Origin of the sequence: Labilibaculum manganireducens (assembly GCF_002843385.1) — a bacterium.
GTDB classification, from domain to species: Bacteria; Bacteroidota; Bacteroidia; order Bacteroidales; family Marinifilaceae; genus Labilibaculum; species Labilibaculum manganireducens.
Window position 1 is genome coordinate 59,270 of the sequence record NZ_MVDE01000003.1, and the last position, 18,958, is coordinate 78,227.

Annotated in this window: 15 protein-coding genes; 11 read left to right on the forward strand and 4 right to left on the reverse strand. The window is 36.0% G+C overall.

The window, feature by feature from the left end; genetic code table 11:
* The first annotated feature begins 181 nt into the window (after positions 1–181).
* Together BZG01_RS02945 and BZG01_RS02950 are read left to right on the forward strand one after the other, a co-directional pair.
* Positions 182–676, forward strand: coding sequence for a TlpA disulfide reductase family protein (locus BZG01_RS02945; RefSeq protein ID WP_101308340.1), 495 nt, complete (start codon positions 182–184; stop codon positions 674–676).
* An 11-nt stretch (positions 677–687) separates the two neighbouring features.
* On the forward strand, positions 688–1,287 hold the full coding sequence (locus BZG01_RS02950; RefSeq protein ID WP_101308341.1) for a thioredoxin family protein: 600 nt from the start codon (positions 688–690) through the stop codon (positions 1,285–1,287).
* Between the two features lie 90 nt (positions 1,288–1,377).
* Here BZG01_RS02950 and BZG01_RS02955 read toward each other — a convergent pair whose 3' ends face one another.
* Together BZG01_RS02955 and BZG01_RS02960 are read right to left on the reverse strand one after the other, a co-directional pair.
* Positions 1,378–2,325 carry an NAD(P)-dependent alcohol dehydrogenase gene (locus tag BZG01_RS02955; RefSeq protein WP_180327184.1) on the reverse strand — a complete coding sequence of 316 codons (948 nt, stop codon included), beginning with the start codon at positions 2,323–2,325 and terminating at the stop codon, positions 1,378–1,380.
* 224 nt (positions 2,326–2,549) lie between these two features.
* Complete coding sequence (locus BZG01_RS02960) at positions 2,550–3,122, reverse strand: nitroreductase family protein (RefSeq protein ID WP_101308343.1); 573 nt, start codon at positions 3,120–3,122, stop codon at positions 2,550–2,552.
* A 189-nt stretch (positions 3,123–3,311) separates the two neighbouring features.
* On the opposite strand from BZG01_RS02960, the gene BZG01_RS02965 reads away from it, so the two are divergent.
* The 5 genes from BZG01_RS02965 (at position 3,312) to BZG01_RS02985 (ending at position 9,698) form a co-directional block, all read left to right on the forward strand.
* On the forward strand, positions 3,312–4,577 hold the full coding sequence (locus BZG01_RS02965; protein ID WP_101308344.1) for a metallophosphoesterase: 1,266 nt from the start codon (positions 3,312–3,314) through the stop codon (positions 4,575–4,577).
* 1,279 nt (positions 4,578–5,856) lie between these two features.
* The gene (locus BZG01_RS02970) at positions 5,857–6,447 is read left to right on the forward strand and encodes a hypothetical protein (protein WP_101308345.1); all 591 of its coding nucleotides are present in this window, start codon (positions 5,857–5,859) and stop codon (positions 6,445–6,447) included.
* Between the two features lie 369 nt (positions 6,448–6,816).
* The gene (locus BZG01_RS02975) at positions 6,817–7,434 is read left to right on the forward strand and encodes a nitroreductase family protein (RefSeq protein ID WP_101308346.1); all 618 of its coding nucleotides are present in this window, start codon (positions 6,817–6,819) and stop codon (positions 7,432–7,434) included.
* 297 nt (positions 7,435–7,731) lie between these two features.
* Positions 7,732–8,835, forward strand: a complete 1,104-nt coding sequence (locus BZG01_RS02980) for a lipid II:glycine glycyltransferase FemX (RefSeq protein ID WP_101308347.1) — start codon at positions 7,732–7,734, stop codon at positions 8,833–8,835.
* A gap of 140 nt (positions 8,836–8,975) precedes the next feature.
* Positions 8,976–9,698 carry a hypothetical protein gene (locus BZG01_RS02985; protein WP_101308348.1) on the forward strand — a complete coding sequence of 241 codons (723 nt, stop codon included), beginning with the start codon at positions 8,976–8,978 and terminating at the stop codon, positions 9,696–9,698.
* 77 nt (positions 9,699–9,775) lie between these two features.
* On the opposite strand, the gene BZG01_RS02990 is transcribed toward BZG01_RS02985, so the two are convergent.
* Positions 9,776–12,817, reverse strand: a complete 3,042-nt coding sequence (locus BZG01_RS02990) for a DUF2268 domain-containing putative Zn-dependent protease (protein ID WP_101308349.1) — start codon at positions 12,815–12,817, stop codon at positions 9,776–9,778.
* Positions 12,818–13,023: 206 nt separating this feature from the next.
* Here BZG01_RS02990 and BZG01_RS02995 point away from each other — a divergent pair, with 206 nt between their 5' ends.
* The 4 genes from BZG01_RS02995 (at position 13,024) to BZG01_RS03010 (ending at position 17,320) form a co-directional block, all read left to right on the forward strand.
* On the forward strand, positions 13,024–13,881 hold the full coding sequence (locus BZG01_RS02995; protein WP_101308350.1) for a PPK2 family polyphosphate kinase: 858 nt from the start codon (positions 13,024–13,026) through the stop codon (positions 13,879–13,881).
* Between the two features lie 527 nt (positions 13,882–14,408).
* A complete protein-coding gene (gene map, locus BZG01_RS03000; protein WP_101308351.1) occupies positions 14,409–15,188 on the forward strand; it encodes a type I methionyl aminopeptidase in 780 nt (259 codons plus the stop codon).
* A 265-nt stretch (positions 15,189–15,453) separates the two neighbouring features.
* On the forward strand, positions 15,454–16,146 hold the full coding sequence (locus BZG01_RS03005; protein ID WP_101308352.1) for an IspD/TarI family cytidylyltransferase: 693 nt from the start codon (positions 15,454–15,456) through the stop codon (positions 16,144–16,146).
* Positions 16,147–16,405: 259 nt separating this feature from the next.
* Positions 16,406–17,320 (forward strand): CDP-glycerol glycerophosphotransferase family protein, encoded by a 915-nt coding sequence (locus BZG01_RS03010; protein WP_180327185.1) that lies wholly within the window; start codon positions 16,406–16,408, stop codon positions 17,318–17,320.
* Positions 17,321–17,354: 34 nt separating this feature from the next.
* On the opposite strand, the gene BZG01_RS21750 is transcribed toward BZG01_RS03010, so the two are convergent.
* Positions 17,355–18,179 carry an adenylyltransferase/cytidyltransferase family protein gene (locus BZG01_RS21750; RefSeq protein ID WP_218972989.1) on the reverse strand — a complete coding sequence of 275 codons (825 nt, stop codon included), beginning with the start codon at positions 18,177–18,179 and terminating at the stop codon, positions 17,355–17,357.
* Positions 18,180–18,958 lie beyond the last annotated feature (779 nt).

Genomic DNA, 18,958 nt, shown 5'->3' on the forward strand with positions numbered 1-18,958 from the left:
TTCTCATGCACAAAGTTGTGCTGTTAAACCACTCAATTTTACCTTATGCTGTCTGGTAATTCTTCTCAACCCCTGCTATCCTCTTGCAAACCTAAATTTTAACAGATCAATAACAAGTAAGCCTGTACTTTTTCAACGAATAGTAGTATATTTAATACTTCGATGTCTTTATATATAGAAAATGAAATTTAGATACCAGTTATTACTACTTAGCTCACTTATTATTTCAATAAAATCAGTGAGCGCTCAGGAAATTAAATCCCATAATTTTAATGAATTAGAACCTATTCTCCATTATCAGAATGATACCACCTACGTGATTAACTTTTGGGCGATGTGGTGCAAACCATGCGTTGAAGAACTCCCCGAATTTGAAGATATCCGTAAAGACTATACAGATAAAAAGGTGAAAGTAATACTGGTCAGTCTCGATTTTGGAAAAAATACAGAAGATCGCTTACTCGGCTTTTTAAAGAAAAAGAATATAAATGCTGAAGTTGTTTTGCTTGATGATCCGGATGCAAACAGCTGGATTGGAAAAGTGGATAAAAACTGGGATGGTGCTCTTCCTGCAACTCTTATTTATAGAAAAGATGAAAGAATAGTTTTCACCCGCCAGATTTCGTACGACAAATTGGCGGACTCAATTGATAAATTAAATAATCAACCGAATTAAAATTTATAATTATGAAGAAAGTATTGATTCTTGGCCTTTTTATATTGGCCGCAATGGGAATACAAGCTCAAGGCTACCAGATAGGTGACAAGGCGAAAGATTTTAAACTGAAAAATGTTGATGGAAAACAGATTTCGCTCGCCGATTACAAGGATGCCAAAGGATTCATTGTGATTTTCACATGCAATCATTGTCCGTATGCTGTAGCTTATGAAGATCGAATTATCGAAATTGACAAAAAATACAAGGAAAAAGGATTCCCTGTAATTGCGATCAATCCAAACGATCCGGAATTGTATGAAAGCGATTCTTTTGACAATATGATTGTACGGGCTAAGGAAAAAAGATTTACATTCCCTTATTTGATGGATGAAACACAGGAAGTATTTAAGAGATTTGGAGCGACCAAAACTCCTCACGTTTTTATCTTAAGCAATAATAGCGAAGAATACACCGTGGAATATATTGGTGCGATCGATAACAATTACAAAGACGAAACTCAGGTTACAAGTACATATGTTGAAGATGCTTTAGATGCACTCTTACAAAATAAAAAGCCGGAAATTACTTCGACAAAAGCAATTGGTTGTGGAATTAAAACCAAAGGATAAGAATCATCAAGGAAAAGATCCGGGTATCAAATGATGCCCGGATCTTTACTAAAATTCAATTACATTCTAATCTGTGGATTTGAATCCTGTTTATTCGGCAATTTTTAAAGAGAGCTTTCCAACCACCCTACCCGTTTCACTGTACTGATGAGCTTTGGCAACATCCATTAAATCGTAGGATTTATCGATGTAAGTTTTTAAAAGACCTGCATCAACAAAATCAGCCAATAATTCGAGATCTGCCTTATTTTCCTGTACAAAGATCTTCTTCATTTTTTTGGAACTAAGCAGGTTATGAACAGACCCGAGCAAAAGAATGTTGAAAGAAGGGAGAGTTGTCACAAAAATTCCTCCCCGCTGCAAAATGTGTTTTACTTTTGAATATTCCTGATTTCCTACCACATCGAAAAAAATGTCGTACTCTTCCTGAAGCGAAACAATATCCTGTTTGATATAGTCAACAACCCGGTCAGCACCTAAATCTTTTGCAAACTGCACATTTCTGCTGCTGCAAACTCCTGTAACTTCACAGCCATAAGCTTTTGCAATTTGAACTGCAAAAGACCCAACACCTCCCGAGCAACCATTCACCATTACATTCATTCCTTTCCGAATTCCACCCATATCCCGAAGTGCCTGCAAAGCTGTTAATCCTGCCAAAGGCAAAGTGGCAGCCTCTTCAAAATTCATATTTTGCGGTTTTAATGCCAGATGGCTTGCTGTGGTAGCAACATATTCAGCATACGCACCATTCTTAGTAATATCAATTTTCCCAAACACCTCGTCGCCAACCCGAAAAAACTGTACTTTTTTGCCGATTTCGACCACCCGTCCGGCTATATCACCTCCTAAAATACAGGGTAGTTTCTTTCTCATGAATAGTCTTAAGCTGCCTTTACGGATTTTCCAATCGACCGGATTTACTGATGAAGCATAAACCTCAACCAAAACCTCTGTGTCATTTATCTGCGGACGGGAAAGATTGGCAATCTCCAAAACATCCGGCGTCCCGTATTTTTTCATTACTACCGCTTTCATCTGTCTAAATTTGTTTAAAGATGTCACATGGAACTCCCAAATTACACTCATTCTCCTGTGTGTAATACTTTTTACATGGTTGTTTCACATCCTAAAAGTTTAATGATACAAAACTCTCATAATGAATTTCTTGTACATAAATCAAGTTACAACAAGTTTCCAATATTTTCAAAATAAAAAGGCTTACCCTTAAGGATAAGCCCAGTCTGTATTCCAAATACATTTTATTTCATATCGTCCCAATCGCCATCAAACAGAATTTTATCCAAAGAGCGCCGCTCCCTTTTACTCGATTCCATTTCCCTGATATTTTCGGGCAATTGCATTGGATCACCTATATAACCAACAGCAATCATTGTTACAATATCAAAATCGAAAGGAATTTCAAACATCTCCCGGGCCTTTTCAGCACTAAAACCAGCCATTTGATGCATATATAACCCCATACCCGTTGCTTGAACAGACATGTTTCCAATGGCCAAACCCAAATCATGACGTGCATGATGATTCTCTTTTTGACTCTGAGCAAACTTTTTTGAAGCCAGTGTCAAAATAATCATAGGTGCAGTTTTTACCCACATCTGATTAAACTCTACCAAACAAGACATCAGTTGATCATACCGCTCCGGATAATCCTTTGTTGCATAAATAAACCGCCAAGGCTGTTCGTTAAAACAAGACGCGGCAAATGATGCTGCCTCGAATAATTTTTCAATCTTGGTTGGTTCAATTTCCTGATCCGAAAAGGCTCTTGGACTCCATCGTTTATCAATCAATTCATGAATTTTCGCACTCATTGCTCTATAGGTTTGTAGTGAATAAATGTCCTGACATCAGTAAAACCGGGATACTGAAGTAGGTTTTAGTGATGGGGTTATAATGCTTTGAAGATAAGCATATTTTAACAAAAATTAAGGACTTGCTTGTATTTTATTGTCTATATTTGAGGCTATTTAATAATCAATGAACCACTTATAAAAACTTGGATGAAAGCAAGTGTATATTTATTGATTCCTCTGTTACTATTTATGCTGTTGGTAGATATTTATACCTACCGTGGCGTGAAACCTCTGATTGCCCGAATAAAATATTCGCTGGCAAGACAATCATTAACCATGCTGTTTTGGGGTATTTCCGTTTTAATTTTTGCTGGTTTTGTCCTGTTTATATTCGGGATCAAGCATGTGCGGCAATCTGAAGCCTACATCTATGTTGGATATCTGGTAGCTGGTTTTTCATTGTTTTACATTCCAAAGTTTGTATTTATACTTTTCGTTCTGTTAAAAGATATACTAGGGGCGATTGCAGGAATCATTAATTGGTTCGGGGAGAGAAAGAAAAAGAGTGTACCACAATTTAATTCGAAGAGAAAAATGGAGAGATCCGAGTTTTTATATCAAATGGGATTGGTTTTAGCAGCCATCCCGTTTGCATCCATATTGTATGGAGTAACCAAAGGGAAATTTAACTACAGGGTAATGCGCGAAAAGATCGGTTTCGATCACCTTCCCAAATCATTTAAAGGACTGAAAATCGTTCAAATATCAGACATGCACCTGGGCAGTTTCAATAAGAATTTTGAGAAAATTGCCAAGGCTGTTGAACTGATCAACGAACAGGAACCGGACCTGATTCTATTCACAGGCGATTTGGTAAATAACTTTGCGGAAGAAACAGAAGGATGGGCTCCTATACTATCCAAAATGAATGCTAAAATTGGAAAATATTCCATCATGGGAAATCACGACTACGGTGATTATTCGTACTGGAAATCTTCTGGCGACAAAGCTGAAAATTTACAGGCAATTAAGGATTTCCATAAAGATATGGGCTTTAAGCTGCTTTTAAATGAATCGGAAACCATATCAGTAAACGGGGAAGAAATTGCACTGCTTGGTGTCGAAAATTGGGGCAAACCTCCTTTTCCGCAACACGGCGACTTACAAAAAGCAATCAACGGATCAGCCAATATCCCCTTTAAAATTCTGATGAGTCACGATCCTTCGCATTGGGATGCGCAGGTTTTGGATACGGATATCGCCCTTACCTTCTCGGGTCATACGCATGGCATGCAGTTTGGACTCGAACGGGCTGGCATAAAATGGAGTCCGGTGCAGTACAAATATCCTCGCTGGGGCGGATTGTATCAGCAAGGAGATCAATACCTTTATGTGAACCGCGGCTTTGGTTACATCGGATTCCCCGGCCGGATTGGTATGCCTCCGGAAATTACGTTGGTGGAACTGGCCTAATTAAAAGCTGGCTGATGCTAACACATCTAATTTTAATGAGATTCTAAAATTATACATGAGGATTCGCACTGTGCGTATCCTTTTTTTATTCCACACCTCAACCTTGGCTGAAGAATACCACACAGGCATTCTGTTTTTGGGCAACTGTTAACTGCGTTTTTAAAATCTCTGTGAACCTCAGCGTTCTCAGCAGTGAAAATCGTTTTACCACAAAGTACACGAAAGGATTGCACAAAGTAACACGAAGGAGATAGGCTTACCCAATAATGGTTGATGCACTATCACTCAATACTGTTTTCTCCTCTCCTGAAGGAGAGGGATAGGTTGAGGTATTTTTATTTTACACCTCATCCCCGACCCAACTCCTTACATAGAAATAAGAATCGTTAACAAACAAAATCTTCCCATCTTAAAGGGAACACTACGCTCCTGTACTATCTGGTTTTAGAATCAACACTGAAAGAACCCGAAAGAGTCTTTTTTTATTTTGGTATTCATTGATCTCCCCGAGTAATCCCACTCAACATCGAAACATTGTGCAGTTCCTTACCTCTGGTCAGGATCACAAATCAACTTTTCCTTTTCCATATCCACGACCACAACGGTCGTGGTGCTACGACCACAACGGTCGTGGTGTTACGACCACAACGGTCGTGGTGCTACGACTACAACAGTCGTGGTACTACGACTACAACAGTCGTGGTGCTACGACCACAACGGTCGTGGTACTACGACCATAACAGTCGTGAAAAAACAAGAGCCGATTCAAAACTATAATTGGCAAAACAGATCCATTTTTATGCTAATAAAAACACTTCAACCCGCGGCATACGTTCTGTTTACAGGGTTTTGAGGAAAAATGTAAAGAATGTTAAATTTATCAGATGCACCAAAATACAAACAAGCGCCAATCGCAAATAAACAGGCATTTATTCCTGACGAACAACACTAAATCCCAACTAAATCAATTCTCTTTAGTAAAACCAAGCAGACAACACAAAGCACAAACCACTGACTGCGAGTCCTTTCTTTACTATTTACATTGATAATTAATAAGCGAATCTACTTCCCTGTTTTTATTTTATACTTATTTTTAGGGGGCAAATGTAAAAAGCAAGTGAAATTTAGATTCATCTGATTAAAAAACCTCTTCCATAATTAAAAAGTCCATTGGATGTAATTTTAACGGATAAGAATAACATCAAATTATAAAAACAGCTGGTAGGTGATATAAAGTGCACTTTTACTTTCACTTTAGGGCACATAAAGGCAGAGATTTATGACAATAGATTTGACAATAAATGAGCGTAATATTGATTCTGATTTTCAAAGAATCGCCTTTGACTTAATGAATCATTGGATTCTCAAAGTGCAATCAAAAGCATATCGGATTACAGAGATTGAATTTTATTTTAAAAGTGATTCTCATAATGACAAATATATTCATGGGCATAAGTTGCAAATGGAGAAAGAAAGATGGTATTTTCATGGTTCAGGGGTTGATATAACGTTTGGCACGAATAGATCCTACGGCAGCATTCTGATTAGGGCAATATATGACTATACAAATGACAGTTATATTTATGGGCCACTCAATTGTGTGACAGAGTTGTTTAGTAATATTGATTTCGTTTATGAGACAAATATATCGTTTGGATTAGTCAATGCAGAACCACCGGATTTTGAAATTGAAAAACCGATTTCTGCTCCACGAGTAGGCTTAAATCCACAAAAAGACAAGGAAAATTTTGATGCTTTTTACCGTTACTTAATAATGCCTAAAAAAAGACATGCTGAGAAATCAAAAATTGCACAAGGAATGAAACAGCAGAAATATTTGGAAGAACAAATTAAGGAAATATGGGGATAACAGTTCTATTAACTACAAAATAGACTGTTATTAGAAAAATTAGTTTAGTGCCTTTTTTTGATGTTTATTAATTTATGTTTAAAAAAACAGAGCAGTACTTGTGGACAAATTCCTCATAAAAACCACCCGTCTGCAAAGCTGGGCTTACTGGGTAAACATAGCCTATTTTGTTACCATCTGTACCGCAAACAGCAAACTACAAAACAGTCGGCTGCTGCTCTTATACTAAACGTCAGACTGTCTAAAAAGCAAAGCTTGACAGTGATTTATATAAGTAGTAGTCTGTAAAAATGAATAAATAGGAGAATCTAAGCAAGTTAGTTTAGGTTATTAGACAGACTGACGTTGGACATAATTGTATAAAAGACTATGGAATTAAAAGATGTTATCGAAAAAAGAAGAACCATTCGGGATTTTCAAAGTAATAAAATATCTAAGGACATTATTGATTACGCGATAGAAAACGGATTTAAAGCACCGACATATAACCATCTTAGGGATTGGGATTTTATTATTTTAAATCATCTTGAATCCAAATTAAAACTGATTGAATCGGAGAATCTTGATAAATCAATTGATAGCAAAGAACTTGAGCATCAATTCAAGAATGAGGAAAAGATAATGAAGGAAATGTATCTTGATGCAATCCCTAAACAGAAAAAAATGATTCTTGAAGCGCCAACAGTTATTATTGTTGCATTTAAACCTAAAACAAGAGTTGCAGAAGCTAAAAAAATATACGACTTAAATTGTTTAGCATCAATATGGACTTGTATTGAAAATTTCTTGTTAAGCCTTGCAGAGTATAATGTTTATGGAGTAACATTCATTCCTCAAAATATAGAAACCATTAAGAAAAAATTGGAAATTCCTGATGAACTTGAAATTGCATCAATAATTCCGATTGGCTATATGGCTGATAATGCAAGAATCTTAAAGCAGAAAACTATCAATATTTCTGAGAGAAAACATTACGAAAAATGGTAAAACAACTATAACCAACACTCGTACCTCTTGCACAACCAAATAATATTCCCATAAAATAAAAGCTTTAAAAGTTCGCTAATTAGCGAACTTTTAAGGTTTCTTTTTTAGATTAATAATCTTGAAACTTTAAATTATCGAAGGATTAAAATGGATTTAAATACACCTTTAGTTGTGATATGGTTTCGAAAGCTTTCGAGATTACCATACTGGAATAATCATCCCCCTGTGTGTCACAAATACCTTTCATGCACGTTTCATATTAAGTATTTTATTATTTAATTTTGTAGCAAAAAAAGGATGATTTGTAATTTAGAGAAGAAAAATATTGAAGAATTTAAGACCACAAATATATTACCTCAAACTCCTTTCTGGGCACGCGTAAAAAGAAATCAAGGATTTATTCCAAAGGGGTTTGAGTTGACAATCTCAAAGGATTTATTATTTAGCACAGCTAACTCTTTGGAGAAAAAAAGTGAAGATTTATTGGTTTTAATCAAGTACGTAGATAATGTTAATTGTTTTGCATATATCCCATACGGGCCGAAATTAGAACCTGCATTTGAAAATCAAGGATTATTTTTAGAACAATTATCTGAATCGATAAAAGCATTTCTTCCACCAAACTGCATTTTTATTCGTTACGATTTAATTTGGGAGAATCAGTGGGCACTTGAAGAGGAGTATTTTGACAAAAATGGAAATTGGATAGGACCACCGCCAAGTGCAACTCAAGAATACCGGCTAAATTTTAATACGGCTAATTGGAATTTACACAAAAGCATAGAGGACAATTTGCCAAAAAATACCTTTTTTCTTGATTTGACTTTAAAAGAGCAGGATTTGCTCAATAATATGAGATACAATACACGGTATAACGTAAAAAAAGCGAATAAGAAAGGTATTAGGGTACTTGAATATGGTATTGACCATATTGGGCAATGGTATAAATTGTATCAAGAAACAGCTGTACGCCATAACATGCCATTGCAAAATCAAGAATACTTTGCGGCCATATTAAAAAATCAGGACAACGGTAAAAAAGGAGTAAGCGTTAAAATGCTAATGGCTGATTTTGGCGGTAGTTTTCTTTCATCAATGTTTTTGGTTTTGTCAAAAAAACGGGGAACATATTTATATGGAGCATCCACATCCTGTAAAAATAATTTAATGGCAAGCTATTCTTTGCAATGGGAATCGATACGAATTGCAAAAGAATGGGGATGTTCTGAATATGATATGTTTGGTTCTGCTCCTAACTTAAATCAGGCTCATCCTTTACATGGAGTTCATATTTACAAAAAAGGATTTGGTGGAAATATTTACCATAGAATGGGATGTTGGGATTATCCGTACAATAAAAAGTTGTATAATTTATATCGGGTACAAGAGATCAAAAAATAATTTGTGTTTATGTATTTTCTCAGCTATGTATACTAAGAATAGTTGCCAAGCTTAGTACGTGTGAGCGTGCAGGTAATTGTCTTAAGATAGTGAAAGCAAAGATTAACATGCTTACGACATCTACATTAAACCAAATCACAATGAATACAAACAGCCTTGCCCTCATCCTGTTCTTTCTGCTAACGGGATGTGCACATCAGGGAATCTATAATATCAAACAATTAAACGTAAGGCCGATAAGCCGGGAATCGGAAGGAACCATACTGCAAAGCGATTCGCACGAATTACAAATGACTCCTGATGGAATGTTTCAACGGCAAATGGTGTTCGATGTGCAATTCAAAAACACCTCTGCCGACAGCCTGATTATTGATCCCTCACAATTTAGATATTGTCCGGCTTTTCCAAAAAATTATACTCCTGAAGATCAAAAGTATGTGCAATGTGTCAATCCGGATGCAACACTTGAACAAATGAGGGAAAACAAGACAAACTTAATCGCTGCAAAAAATCCATATAGCTTAAAAGATAAGAGTATTGGAGATATACTAACAGATGGACTAATTGAAGGTTCAATTAATCTTATTTTTGGGATCGATACAGATGATGAAAATTATGAAACCCCTGAAGAGAAAGAACTTAACTGGAACAAAGAAAAGGAAAGTGAATTAAAATCTATTGCTGCGAATATGGATTTTTTGGAGAACAAGGCATTGCTGAAAACCACCTTGCCTCCCAATAAAACCATTGCTGGCAAAATACTTTTCCCAATTGAAACAAAGGCAATTCAAATACAAGTAATTTTGCCTGTTGGAAACCAATCGGATACAGTTAGTTTTAAGCAAGCCATTGATTGGTATTGACCGGAACAATTACTCACGTTTACAACCGTATTTGCACCTACACTTATTCATGTTCAACCATTCCGGATTACCCTCTGCTAAAACGCACTCAACGAAAAGGATATTAACAAATTCGCAAACATGCTGCCTGTTTGATCCTCATATCCGACACGAATACCCAAATCAACAGGAGCCGAAAAGCGAAGTACATGCAAATCGGTGCTTAGCTCAGCACCAAAAGATGTGAATGCATCATCATAGGCAAATAGATTCTGATTTACATCTGATACTTTTCCTTTCTGATATCCGTAATCTATAAAAGTATTCATTTTCACTCGTTTAAAATAGGCCAATGGTCCCAAATTCCAATCGGGATAAAACAAAGGCAATGCATAATCAAAGCCAGTCGAAAAAATATCTTCCCCATAAATATCAGTCATTCCCCGCGGACTTTTAATCATATTTGAAAAACGGGAATTGCAGCTGGAACGGTTTTGGTATCCGCCATACATTTTAATGCCATGATGCTTCACAAATCCGGGGAAATACAAGTGACCTTCGGCCGACCATGTTTCACCCAGTTTTGAATCGCCAAATGGTGTGTGGCGATAGTTCAATTCCAACACCTGTGCCCATTGATACTGCACATCGCGTGGAGCCTTTTTTGCAATGTTATAGGCAAAAATCTGATACTCCATAATCTCCTGAGTAATATTTTTGTCGCCAAAATCATACTCCCCCAATCCTAATGGATTTGTTTGTGTAGCAGCCAATGGAGTATATTTTATATTGGCCAGCTTTGCCAAACTGTAGGTTATCTTAGGGATAATGCGTGTGGAATATTTTCCTCCTGAAAGATCGAACGGCAACTTGATACTATTCTCCCATTCCCACTGTTTTAAAGCGCGGTGAACCAATATGGTATCAACCTGAACCGGCGAAATTCGATCGGCAAGGGTCGCAAACTGCGCTTCCTTATTTCCCACAGTCAGTTTTGAGTCGATAATCGGAAACCATCCCTGATAAGATAGGTTCACATAAAACTGTCCGTTTTTATAGCCCTGTTCTTTCTTATATCCTACGGTGGTCAATAAAGTACTCAGCTTATTTTGCGAGGCGACCGACACACCTATATCGGATTTTTGATCCAACCCATCGATAAACAGAGGTGCCCAGGAATGAAAATTGAACAAATGTCCCAATTTTGAGTAATTCTTCACCTCGAAACGAGCCAGATTTGTTGTATCAGGAGCCAATTTTTCACCCAATTGCTCAGATAGACTTTCCGCCAATTGGAATGACGAATAGTCACCCTCCCACTCTTTCCAATTACTAACCCGGTAATCTGTCTTTACAGGCAAATAGCCATCGGATGTGTAATCGGAATAATAAAGTTGATTACCATTCGCATGAAGATCGCGTGCACCAAACCTCGATGATGTGGCCTGATACACTTTCCCACTCGATTTATCAAAAGCAAACACATTATCGATTCCCGTGAAACCGGCTGTAAAAAAGATATGTTCATGGCTTACCTCCAGCTGAGAGATTTCCTGTTTCCCGGAAAAAAACAAGCAGGTTCTGTTTCCAGTATTTACATCGAGAGATACCAATTGCTTTCCTTTTTTATTCAATAAAATGTGTACTATCGATTGGTTTCCATCCCACTTTGGTGATAAAATAAACTCACCTTTTCCAGCATCAATTCGTTGCTCTGTCAGCTTACTTTCAGCATTAATGATTACCAGATGATTATCGCCCAGTTCATCTGTTTCCACCGCTGCAATTTGCTTCCCATCCTCTGAAAATGCCGGTGCAAACAAAGAGTTTTTGTTTTTAATTTTGCTTCTTCTTTTCGATTTGGTATCATACATCACCAATACACTTTTATCGGCTTTTTCCCAACGCAGATGATCCTTTCGTTCCGACCAAATCAGTTTCCCGTTTTTGCAATCGAAACCAGTATTAAAATCGTATCCGGGAACGAACAGTTTCTCTTGTTTTCCTTCTTTACTGATTTTCTCAAAATAAGCAGCATCAGCCAAGCCTTCTTTCAATACAATTACTTCGCCCGATTCGTTAACATGGGGAAAGCGTTTGTTGGTATAGATTCCCTCACGATTTGCCAATGGTTCAAAATCTGTCAAATTCAATTGAGCATCCTGAACTTCCCATTCCCATTGCAATTCCTTCATGGTATCGTAATACAACATCAGCTTGCCGTCGGCCCGGGTATTTTTCTCTTTTACCTGTTCCCAATCAATATCCTCTATCTTTATTCCTTGGGCAAGAATCTCTTTTTGCTTTTCGGATAACGAATCGAATACAGCATCTCGTTTCCCATTCATTCCCTGCTTAATTCCATCAGCAAAACTGGTAATCCCTAAAGGTCTTCGCCCAACCCGATTCAATGTATTTTCCCACAATTCATCTCCGTAATGTATTCTTGCTTTGCCAACCAAATAGTAACCCAATTTGTAGCGATCGGCTGCATAATCCTGATACGATCCGTTGATTGCCTTATCGTAAGAATAGTTTCCTTTTTCAATCAATTGAGCCCGCAGTTCCTGCTCAAAAAACGGCAGGCGTCCCCGCCCCGATTCGCTTAAAGCTGTTTCAGTACAAACCGCATCGCCTTCCAAAAACCAGGGAGGTAAATACAGCCCAACCACAACAACAGTAGCTTGCTGGCCAAATACATAGTTAAAAAAGCGCGTAAATCCTTGTTCTAATTTATCCATCTGAATAACATGCCGGTATTCATGAGTGGTTACATGATCAATCCAAACCTGAGCATCATTATCGGGTGCCGAAGTATTATAAATCTCCATTCGCTTCGGAGCCCAAGCCACCATACCATTACTTGCAGCGCTTTGGGTATGCACAACTACTGAAAATTTCTTAGGTTTATGATTGAGATCTTTTCCACCTTTTTGAAGTAAATCCTGAAAAACAGCAGCCATGTATTTGGCCTTTTGTTCGTACCCTTCAGGAAATATAATTTGAAAATCCTTCGTATTAATTTGTTTCCAGTTTATGGAAGCAGGGTCTTGTCCCGTACTAAAATATTGTCCTTTAGCAAGGCTGTAAGTTGTTATCAAAAAGGAGAAAACAAAACATATTCTAACAAATTTCATCATATCAAAAGAGTAATAATATTGATTGTACTTTTAAAATAATATCGGGAAAATTTATAATATTGATCCATAGGAACAAAGCCATGCTCAAAGAATAACAATTAAACTGGATACCATCAAAACAGTGCAAGTATGCTAGCAATTCCAAATAAATATTAATTTTATAAGCCACTAAAAATACTTATTTTTAATTGAATATAAACTTCCCTATGAATATCGATCAATATAAAATCTCGAAAAAAATAAGCTTAGCAAAAACAGACACGTTCAAAGAAATTGAAAATGCTAAAGAAAAGCTAAAACACATCCGCAGAAAAATCAGCGAATTGCAGGACACCATGTATGCGCACGGCAAATACAATATGCTTATTTGCCTGCAGGGAATGGACACATCCGGAAAGGATAGTTTGGTGAGAGAAGTGTTTAAAGATGTAAACGCCAGAGGTGTTGTGGTACATAGTTTTAAAGCTCCTACTTCTGCAGAATTGAAACATGATTTTTTGTGGCGGCATTACATTGCGTTGCCGCAAAGGGGCAAAATTTGTGTTTTTAACCGCACCCATTACGAAAATGTTTTGGTTACACGGGTACACCCGGAATATATTTTGGGTGAAAACATTCCTTCGGTGACCAGCCTTAACGATTTGGACGATGCCTTTTATCACAAGCGCATGGAGCGGATCGTGAATTTTGAAGAGCACATTGCAGAGAGTGGTACCATTATTTTAAAATTCTTTTTGCACCTTTCAAAGGATGAACAGAAAAAGAGATTGTTTCGAAGACTTCGCCGAAAAGAAAAAAACTGGAAGTTTTCCAAAGATGATTTAAAAGAACGAAAGTCGTGGAATGCTTATCAGGAATGTTACGAAGATGCCATTAATCGTACATCGAAAGATTGTGCTCCCTGGTACGTTGTTCCTGCTGACGATAAAGCAACTGCCAGATTGATTGTAGCTGAAACAATACTTCAAAGTCTGCAATCATACAAAGATATGGTGGAACCAAGCCTCGACGAAGAAACATTATCTCATTTAGATGAATTTAAAAAACAGCTTGAAATTGATTAGGGAGCAGAGAACAAGGGGCAAAGGAAGAAGGAAAAAGGTATTGTCATCCCGAGGAACCGAGGGATCTCATTCATAAGGTTTCGGAAGAATAAGGAAAAAGGGGCAAGGGAAAAAGGAAGAAGGAAAAAGGAGAAAGGACAAAGGACAAAGGTATTGTCATCCCGAGGAACCGAGGGATCTCATTCATAAGGTTTCGGAAGAAAAGGAAAAAGGGGCAAGGGAAAAAGGAAGAAGGAAAAAGGTTAAAGGAGAAAGGACAAAGGTATTGTCATCCCGAGGAACCGAGGGATCTCATTCCTTAGGTTTCGGAAGAAAAGGAACAAGGGACAAGGGACAAGGAAAAAGGGAATAGTTATCGGTGACTGGTTATGTTAGTAAATGCGTTAACTCCAATATATCTTCAACCCGTTAGAATGAATAAAATCTCCTGAAATTTGAGTCTTATTTGATTTGCATAATTCGATTTCTATGCAGACCTTTGCCTTTCTAAATATGCAAAACAATCAGGTTTTTGCGAACACAAAATTATGAGTAAAATTATTATTAAAACTCCGGAGCAAATTGAGGGGATTCGAAAAAGTGCTCAGCTAGCCGGAAATACTCTAAAATATATTAGCGATTTCGTTAAAGAAGGAGTTAGCACAGAATACTTAAATCAGTTGATTGAAGACTACATTCGAAACAATGGTGCAATACCTGCGCCTCTGAATTATCATGGTTTTCCAAAATCATGTTGTATTTCTTTAAATGATGTGATCTGCCACGGTATTCCGGATGAAAAAACCATTCTTAAAAATGGTGATATTTTAAATATTGATGTAACTACAATTCTGGATGGTTACTATGGCGATACAAGCTCCATGTTTACTATAGGTGAAATTTCTGAACAAGTGGCAAAATTGGTTGAAGATACAGAGCATGCTTTGTATTTGGGAATTGAGCAAGTGAAACCGGGCAACTACTTTGGCAATATCGGATTTATGATCGGAAGATTTGCGAAAGGAAAAAAATATAGTGTTGTTTACGAATTTTGTGGTCATGGTGTTGGTATCGACTTTCACGAAGCACCTCAGGTTGAGCATATCGCTCCCAAAAATTCCGGACCAAAGATGAAAGCAGGAATGATTTTCACCATTGAGCCAATGATTAATCTCGGAAAACCAAGAGCCGTTGTTGATGAAAAAGATGGATGGACAGCGCGCACGATTGACAAGAAATTATCTGCTCAATTTGAACATACCGTTTTAGTAACTGAAGATGGATATGAAATTCTTTCGGATGTTGGAGAATACGATATTTTTAAATAGACTTTAGAAATTAGACCTTAAAGAGCACTTCCAGTAAAATACAATTCTCCTGCTCTACTAAAAAAATAAACCGCTTCATTTGGAGCGGTTCTTTTTTGCTTTTTAAAACGCCGATTTAATTGTAATTTCGATGCGTTAATTTAAATCAGAAAAATGAAACGTCCATGTAAAAAGTGTTACACACAGGAAGATAAGTGTAATTGGGGAGTTCTCCCGAAACAAGTTCGGGACAGGCTATATGGCAAAAGTTTAAAATTATAATCATATGAAAAATACAGCTGTTATATTGGCCGGAGGAAGCGGAAAACGGATGGGAGGATCGTTACCTAAACAATTCATGATTCTTGGCGGAAAACCAATCATTCAGCATTCTATTGAAGCGTTTGAAAATCATCCTCAAACCGACGAAATCTGCATCATTATTCATGCCGATTTTATTCATGAAGTTGAATGCATTGTGAGAGAGAATAACTTCAAAAAAGTGAGATACATTTTACCGGGAGGTAAAGAAAGAAGTGATTCAAGTCTCGCCGCTATTCGTGCATATCAAGAAGAACAAAATATCAACTTAATCTTTCATGATGCTGTACGCCCCTTTATTTCCAGCGAAATTATTTCTAATGTAATTCGAGAACTTAATGCTGGAAAATCAGTTGCTGTTGCTATAGCAACTGTTGATACCATTTTTGAAGTTGACGAGAAAAACAAAATCGTTTCTGTTCCTCAAAGAAGTTTTTTAAGAAGAGCACAAACGCCACAGGCCTTCTCTTATCATACAATTAAATCAGCTTATGAAATTGCTTTAAAAGATCCTGATTTTTTGGCAACAGATGATTGCGGTGTTGTATTGAAATATCTGCCAACAGAAGCCATCTTCATTGTTGAAGGTGATAAATCCAACATCAAAATTACTTTTGAAGGGGATTTAGTGTTGGGGGAGGAGATTCTAAATAAATAGAATACCACTTTAGTTGTTTCTTCAAATGCAAATATACCATTGGCTAGATTCTCTAATTTAAAAATAAGGCTACCTTTGGAGCTCTGATCCACTTAATAAAATTTACGAAATGAATATTTGCTTTGATGTATTAAACATATACTACATCCCTCAATATTTTCCAGTTTGGAGAGAACTAAAAAAAAGAGGTCACAATTGTTCCCTTGTAGTCTACTCCAAAAAGAACGACAAAAATTTACTTACCTATACTCTGGAAAATTTGGATATTTCGTATACATGGGTTTATGATGACAATGAAGCAAAGGATTTATACCTGACTAAAAAACCTGATTGGATTTTCTTTGGCAATGAATTTGCTTTTCTTGATGAAATCCACAAGAACTCGAAAACGGTTCAAATGGGACACGGAGTTGGACCTAAACCAAGTTATTATCGAAAATCGGATAGTCCAATGACTGTTCGCTTCATGGAAGGGAAATTAAGGTTAAAGAAAATTGAGGAAATGTATCCTAACGATAAGTTTGTTCAGGTTGGATTTAGTAAGCTTGATCCTATTTTTGATGAAACGGAACAAGGTTTAGATCTTGCGAATTTGGGATTGGATCCAAATAAAAAAACAATTTTATATGCTCCTACATTTAATCCTACTTCATTAGGATGTTTCCCTAAAAATTGGCCAAGCGAATTCTCTGAATATAATATTTTAATAAAAGTTCATTCACTTACTCTTTCTCGTAACCGTTATAAAATAGATCAAGAAAGAATTCAGGCATGGAAACAGTACTCTAATGTTTATGTTGCTGGAGTTGATGAATTTTCATTAGTCCCATTTCTTAAAACTGCAGATATTTTGGTGAGTGAAGCCTCTTCGACTCTATTTGAATTTGCGGCTCTAGATAAACCTGTAGTTATATGTGACTTTTATGATTTAAAGTGGTCTTATAAAGGCATCTTTAAATATCGTTTTGAAAAAAGATTTGGTAAAGACTCAGCAATATATAAAGACTTAGGAGCACATGCCACTAACTATAAAAAACTTAACACGGTAATTAAGGATGAAATTGAAAATCCTGAAAACTTTAAAAATAGCAGACTCAAATACAATATTGATCATGTTGGCCCTACAGATGGTAATGCTTCGATTAGAATTGCAAATTATTTAGAAAGTAAGTAAAAGGCTATTTTTATGAAACAGCCTTTACTTTTAATTATTTTATCAATTTTAAAGTATCTTTTAAAATCGTAGAACTCACACTTGGTGTGTAAGGGAAATAAACCATTTCACAACTAACGGAAGGGTATTTACCTTTCCAATCATCTCCTACAGAAATAGCATCAATATGATGTTCATCTACAACTTTTTGTTTGTTTTTATCTCCTTGAGGAATCACTTCATCTACAAATCTTATTGAGGATATAATTTTTGCACGTTCCGCGTATGGAATTACAGGTTTTTTACCTTTTGATTTGAAAATTAATTCATCAGTTGATACTCCAACTATAAGATGTTCACACAGCTTTTTAGAATTCTCCAAGATGTTTAAATGTCCGTAATGAAACAAGTCAAAACATCCCGAGGTATAAATTCTTTTGTATTTCTTTTGTGGAGATGATTCTCCTAATTCAGACTGTACTTTCTTTTGAAGAAAACTAAACATTTCTGAACTAACCAAATTATTATTTACTGCAAAATTTACTGGCCCTGGCCAGAATGCATCAATAAACTCCTGATTATTGACTGTAACAGATTTCTCATAACGAGGAATTACATGAAAATGAACCTCCGGATCAACCATCATCAGCATCAAATAATTAATTTTCTGATTGCCAAAAGCTTTATTTATTCCTATCTCAACATCTTTAGTAATAAACGATAATTCACTCATTGCATTAGAAGAAATAGACTGAAAACTAGTTTTCTCTTCTTTGCAAATTAAAATCATTGAACCTAAAGTTACCTGATCCTTCCGCAACAACAACAACCAATATTTATATTCCTTTATTAAAGATTGAGGGTAATAAAATTTTGTCAAAGTATCATTAAGCATTTTTAATCTCCTATTATTTTCATATAATCCAAACTAATCTTTAGTTACAATAATACTACTTAGCTATTTGAATGAAGAGACCAAATTAATTAATAGTTCCCATTATCAACAAAAGAAGCAATATTAAATGGAATCTTTTATGCTGGTATTCTTCTATTAAATTAAAAAAAACACATCGACCTCCATAATTAACTCCATCGAAATCTCCATGTAAAAAACCTTGGTAGACTTCCTCTTATTTTCATTTCAATTTGTATTTAATTCAAAAGACAAAGATAAGGATTAAAAATTGGGGTTCTTAAAAATATTGTGACTTATCAAACGCTATCGAGAGTATAATTTAGAGGGAATTGGGTATATACTTTAGAATATCCCTTTTTCAAATACTATCAAAACATAGCAGTAAGCTATTCTCAAGAAACTCCTGTGCCATTCTTTATTGTTAGAAGTAAAAGGATACTAAAAAAAATAAATAATAAGGGCGAAAATTTTGAAATTTATAGTCAGTAATAAAATAAGTATCTATTATCACAAATTTCTCTAATACGAGGAAGGTTATCAAAATATTCGACAACCCTATTTTATTTTTCAGCCTGTCTTGTCAATATCTAAATATTCATAATAAAAAAGCTAATTAGGGTTTACTGAAAAACGGATAAAGCAAACTTTGTCGGTTTTTCATATCCTAACATTTTTATGAGCATGATTTTTCCATATTGAGTAGATATTTATCAAACTTATACTCATTTGAGCAAGAGGCATAA

Excerpts from the sequence above, each read along its gene's own strand:
- BZG01_RS02945 (WP_101308340.1), top strand. The coding sequence starts at position 182 with ATGAAATTTAGATACCAGTTATTACTACTTAGCTCACTTATTATTTCA.
- BZG01_RS02950 (WP_101308341.1), top strand. The coding sequence starts at position 688 with ATGAAGAAAGTATTGATTCTTGGCCTTTTTATATTGGCCGCAATGGGA.
- BZG01_RS02955 (WP_180327184.1), bottom strand. The coding sequence starts at position 2,325 with ATGAAAGCGGTAGTAATGAAAAAATACGGGACGCCGGATGTTTTGGAG.
- BZG01_RS02960 (WP_101308343.1), bottom strand. The coding sequence starts at position 3,122 with ATGAGTGCGAAAATTCATGAATTGATTGATAAACGATGGAGTCCAAGA.
- BZG01_RS02965 (WP_101308344.1), top strand. The coding sequence starts at position 3,312 with ATGAAAGCAAGTGTATATTTATTGATTCCTCTGTTACTATTTATGCTG.
- BZG01_RS02970 (WP_101308345.1), top strand. The coding sequence starts at position 5,857 with ATGACAATAGATTTGACAATAAATGAGCGTAATATTGATTCTGATTTT.
- BZG01_RS02975 (WP_101308346.1), top strand. The coding sequence starts at position 6,817 with ATGGAATTAAAAGATGTTATCGAAAAAAGAAGAACCATTCGGGATTTT.
- BZG01_RS02980 (WP_101308347.1), top strand. The coding sequence starts at position 7,732 with ATGATTTGTAATTTAGAGAAGAAAAATATTGAAGAATTTAAGACCACA.
- BZG01_RS02985 (WP_101308348.1), top strand. The coding sequence starts at position 8,976 with ATGAATACAAACAGCCTTGCCCTCATCCTGTTCTTTCTGCTAACGGGA.
- BZG01_RS02990 (WP_101308349.1), bottom strand. The coding sequence starts at position 12,817 with ATGATGAAATTTGTTAGAATATGTTTTGTTTTCTCCTTTTTGATAACA.
- BZG01_RS02995 (WP_101308350.1), top strand. The coding sequence starts at position 13,024 with ATGAATATCGATCAATATAAAATCTCGAAAAAAATAAGCTTAGCAAAA.
- map (WP_101308351.1), top strand. The coding sequence starts at position 14,409 with ATGAGTAAAATTATTATTAAAACTCCGGAGCAAATTGAGGGGATTCGA.
- BZG01_RS03005 (WP_101308352.1), top strand. The coding sequence starts at position 15,454 with ATGAAAAATACAGCTGTTATATTGGCCGGAGGAAGCGGAAAACGGATG.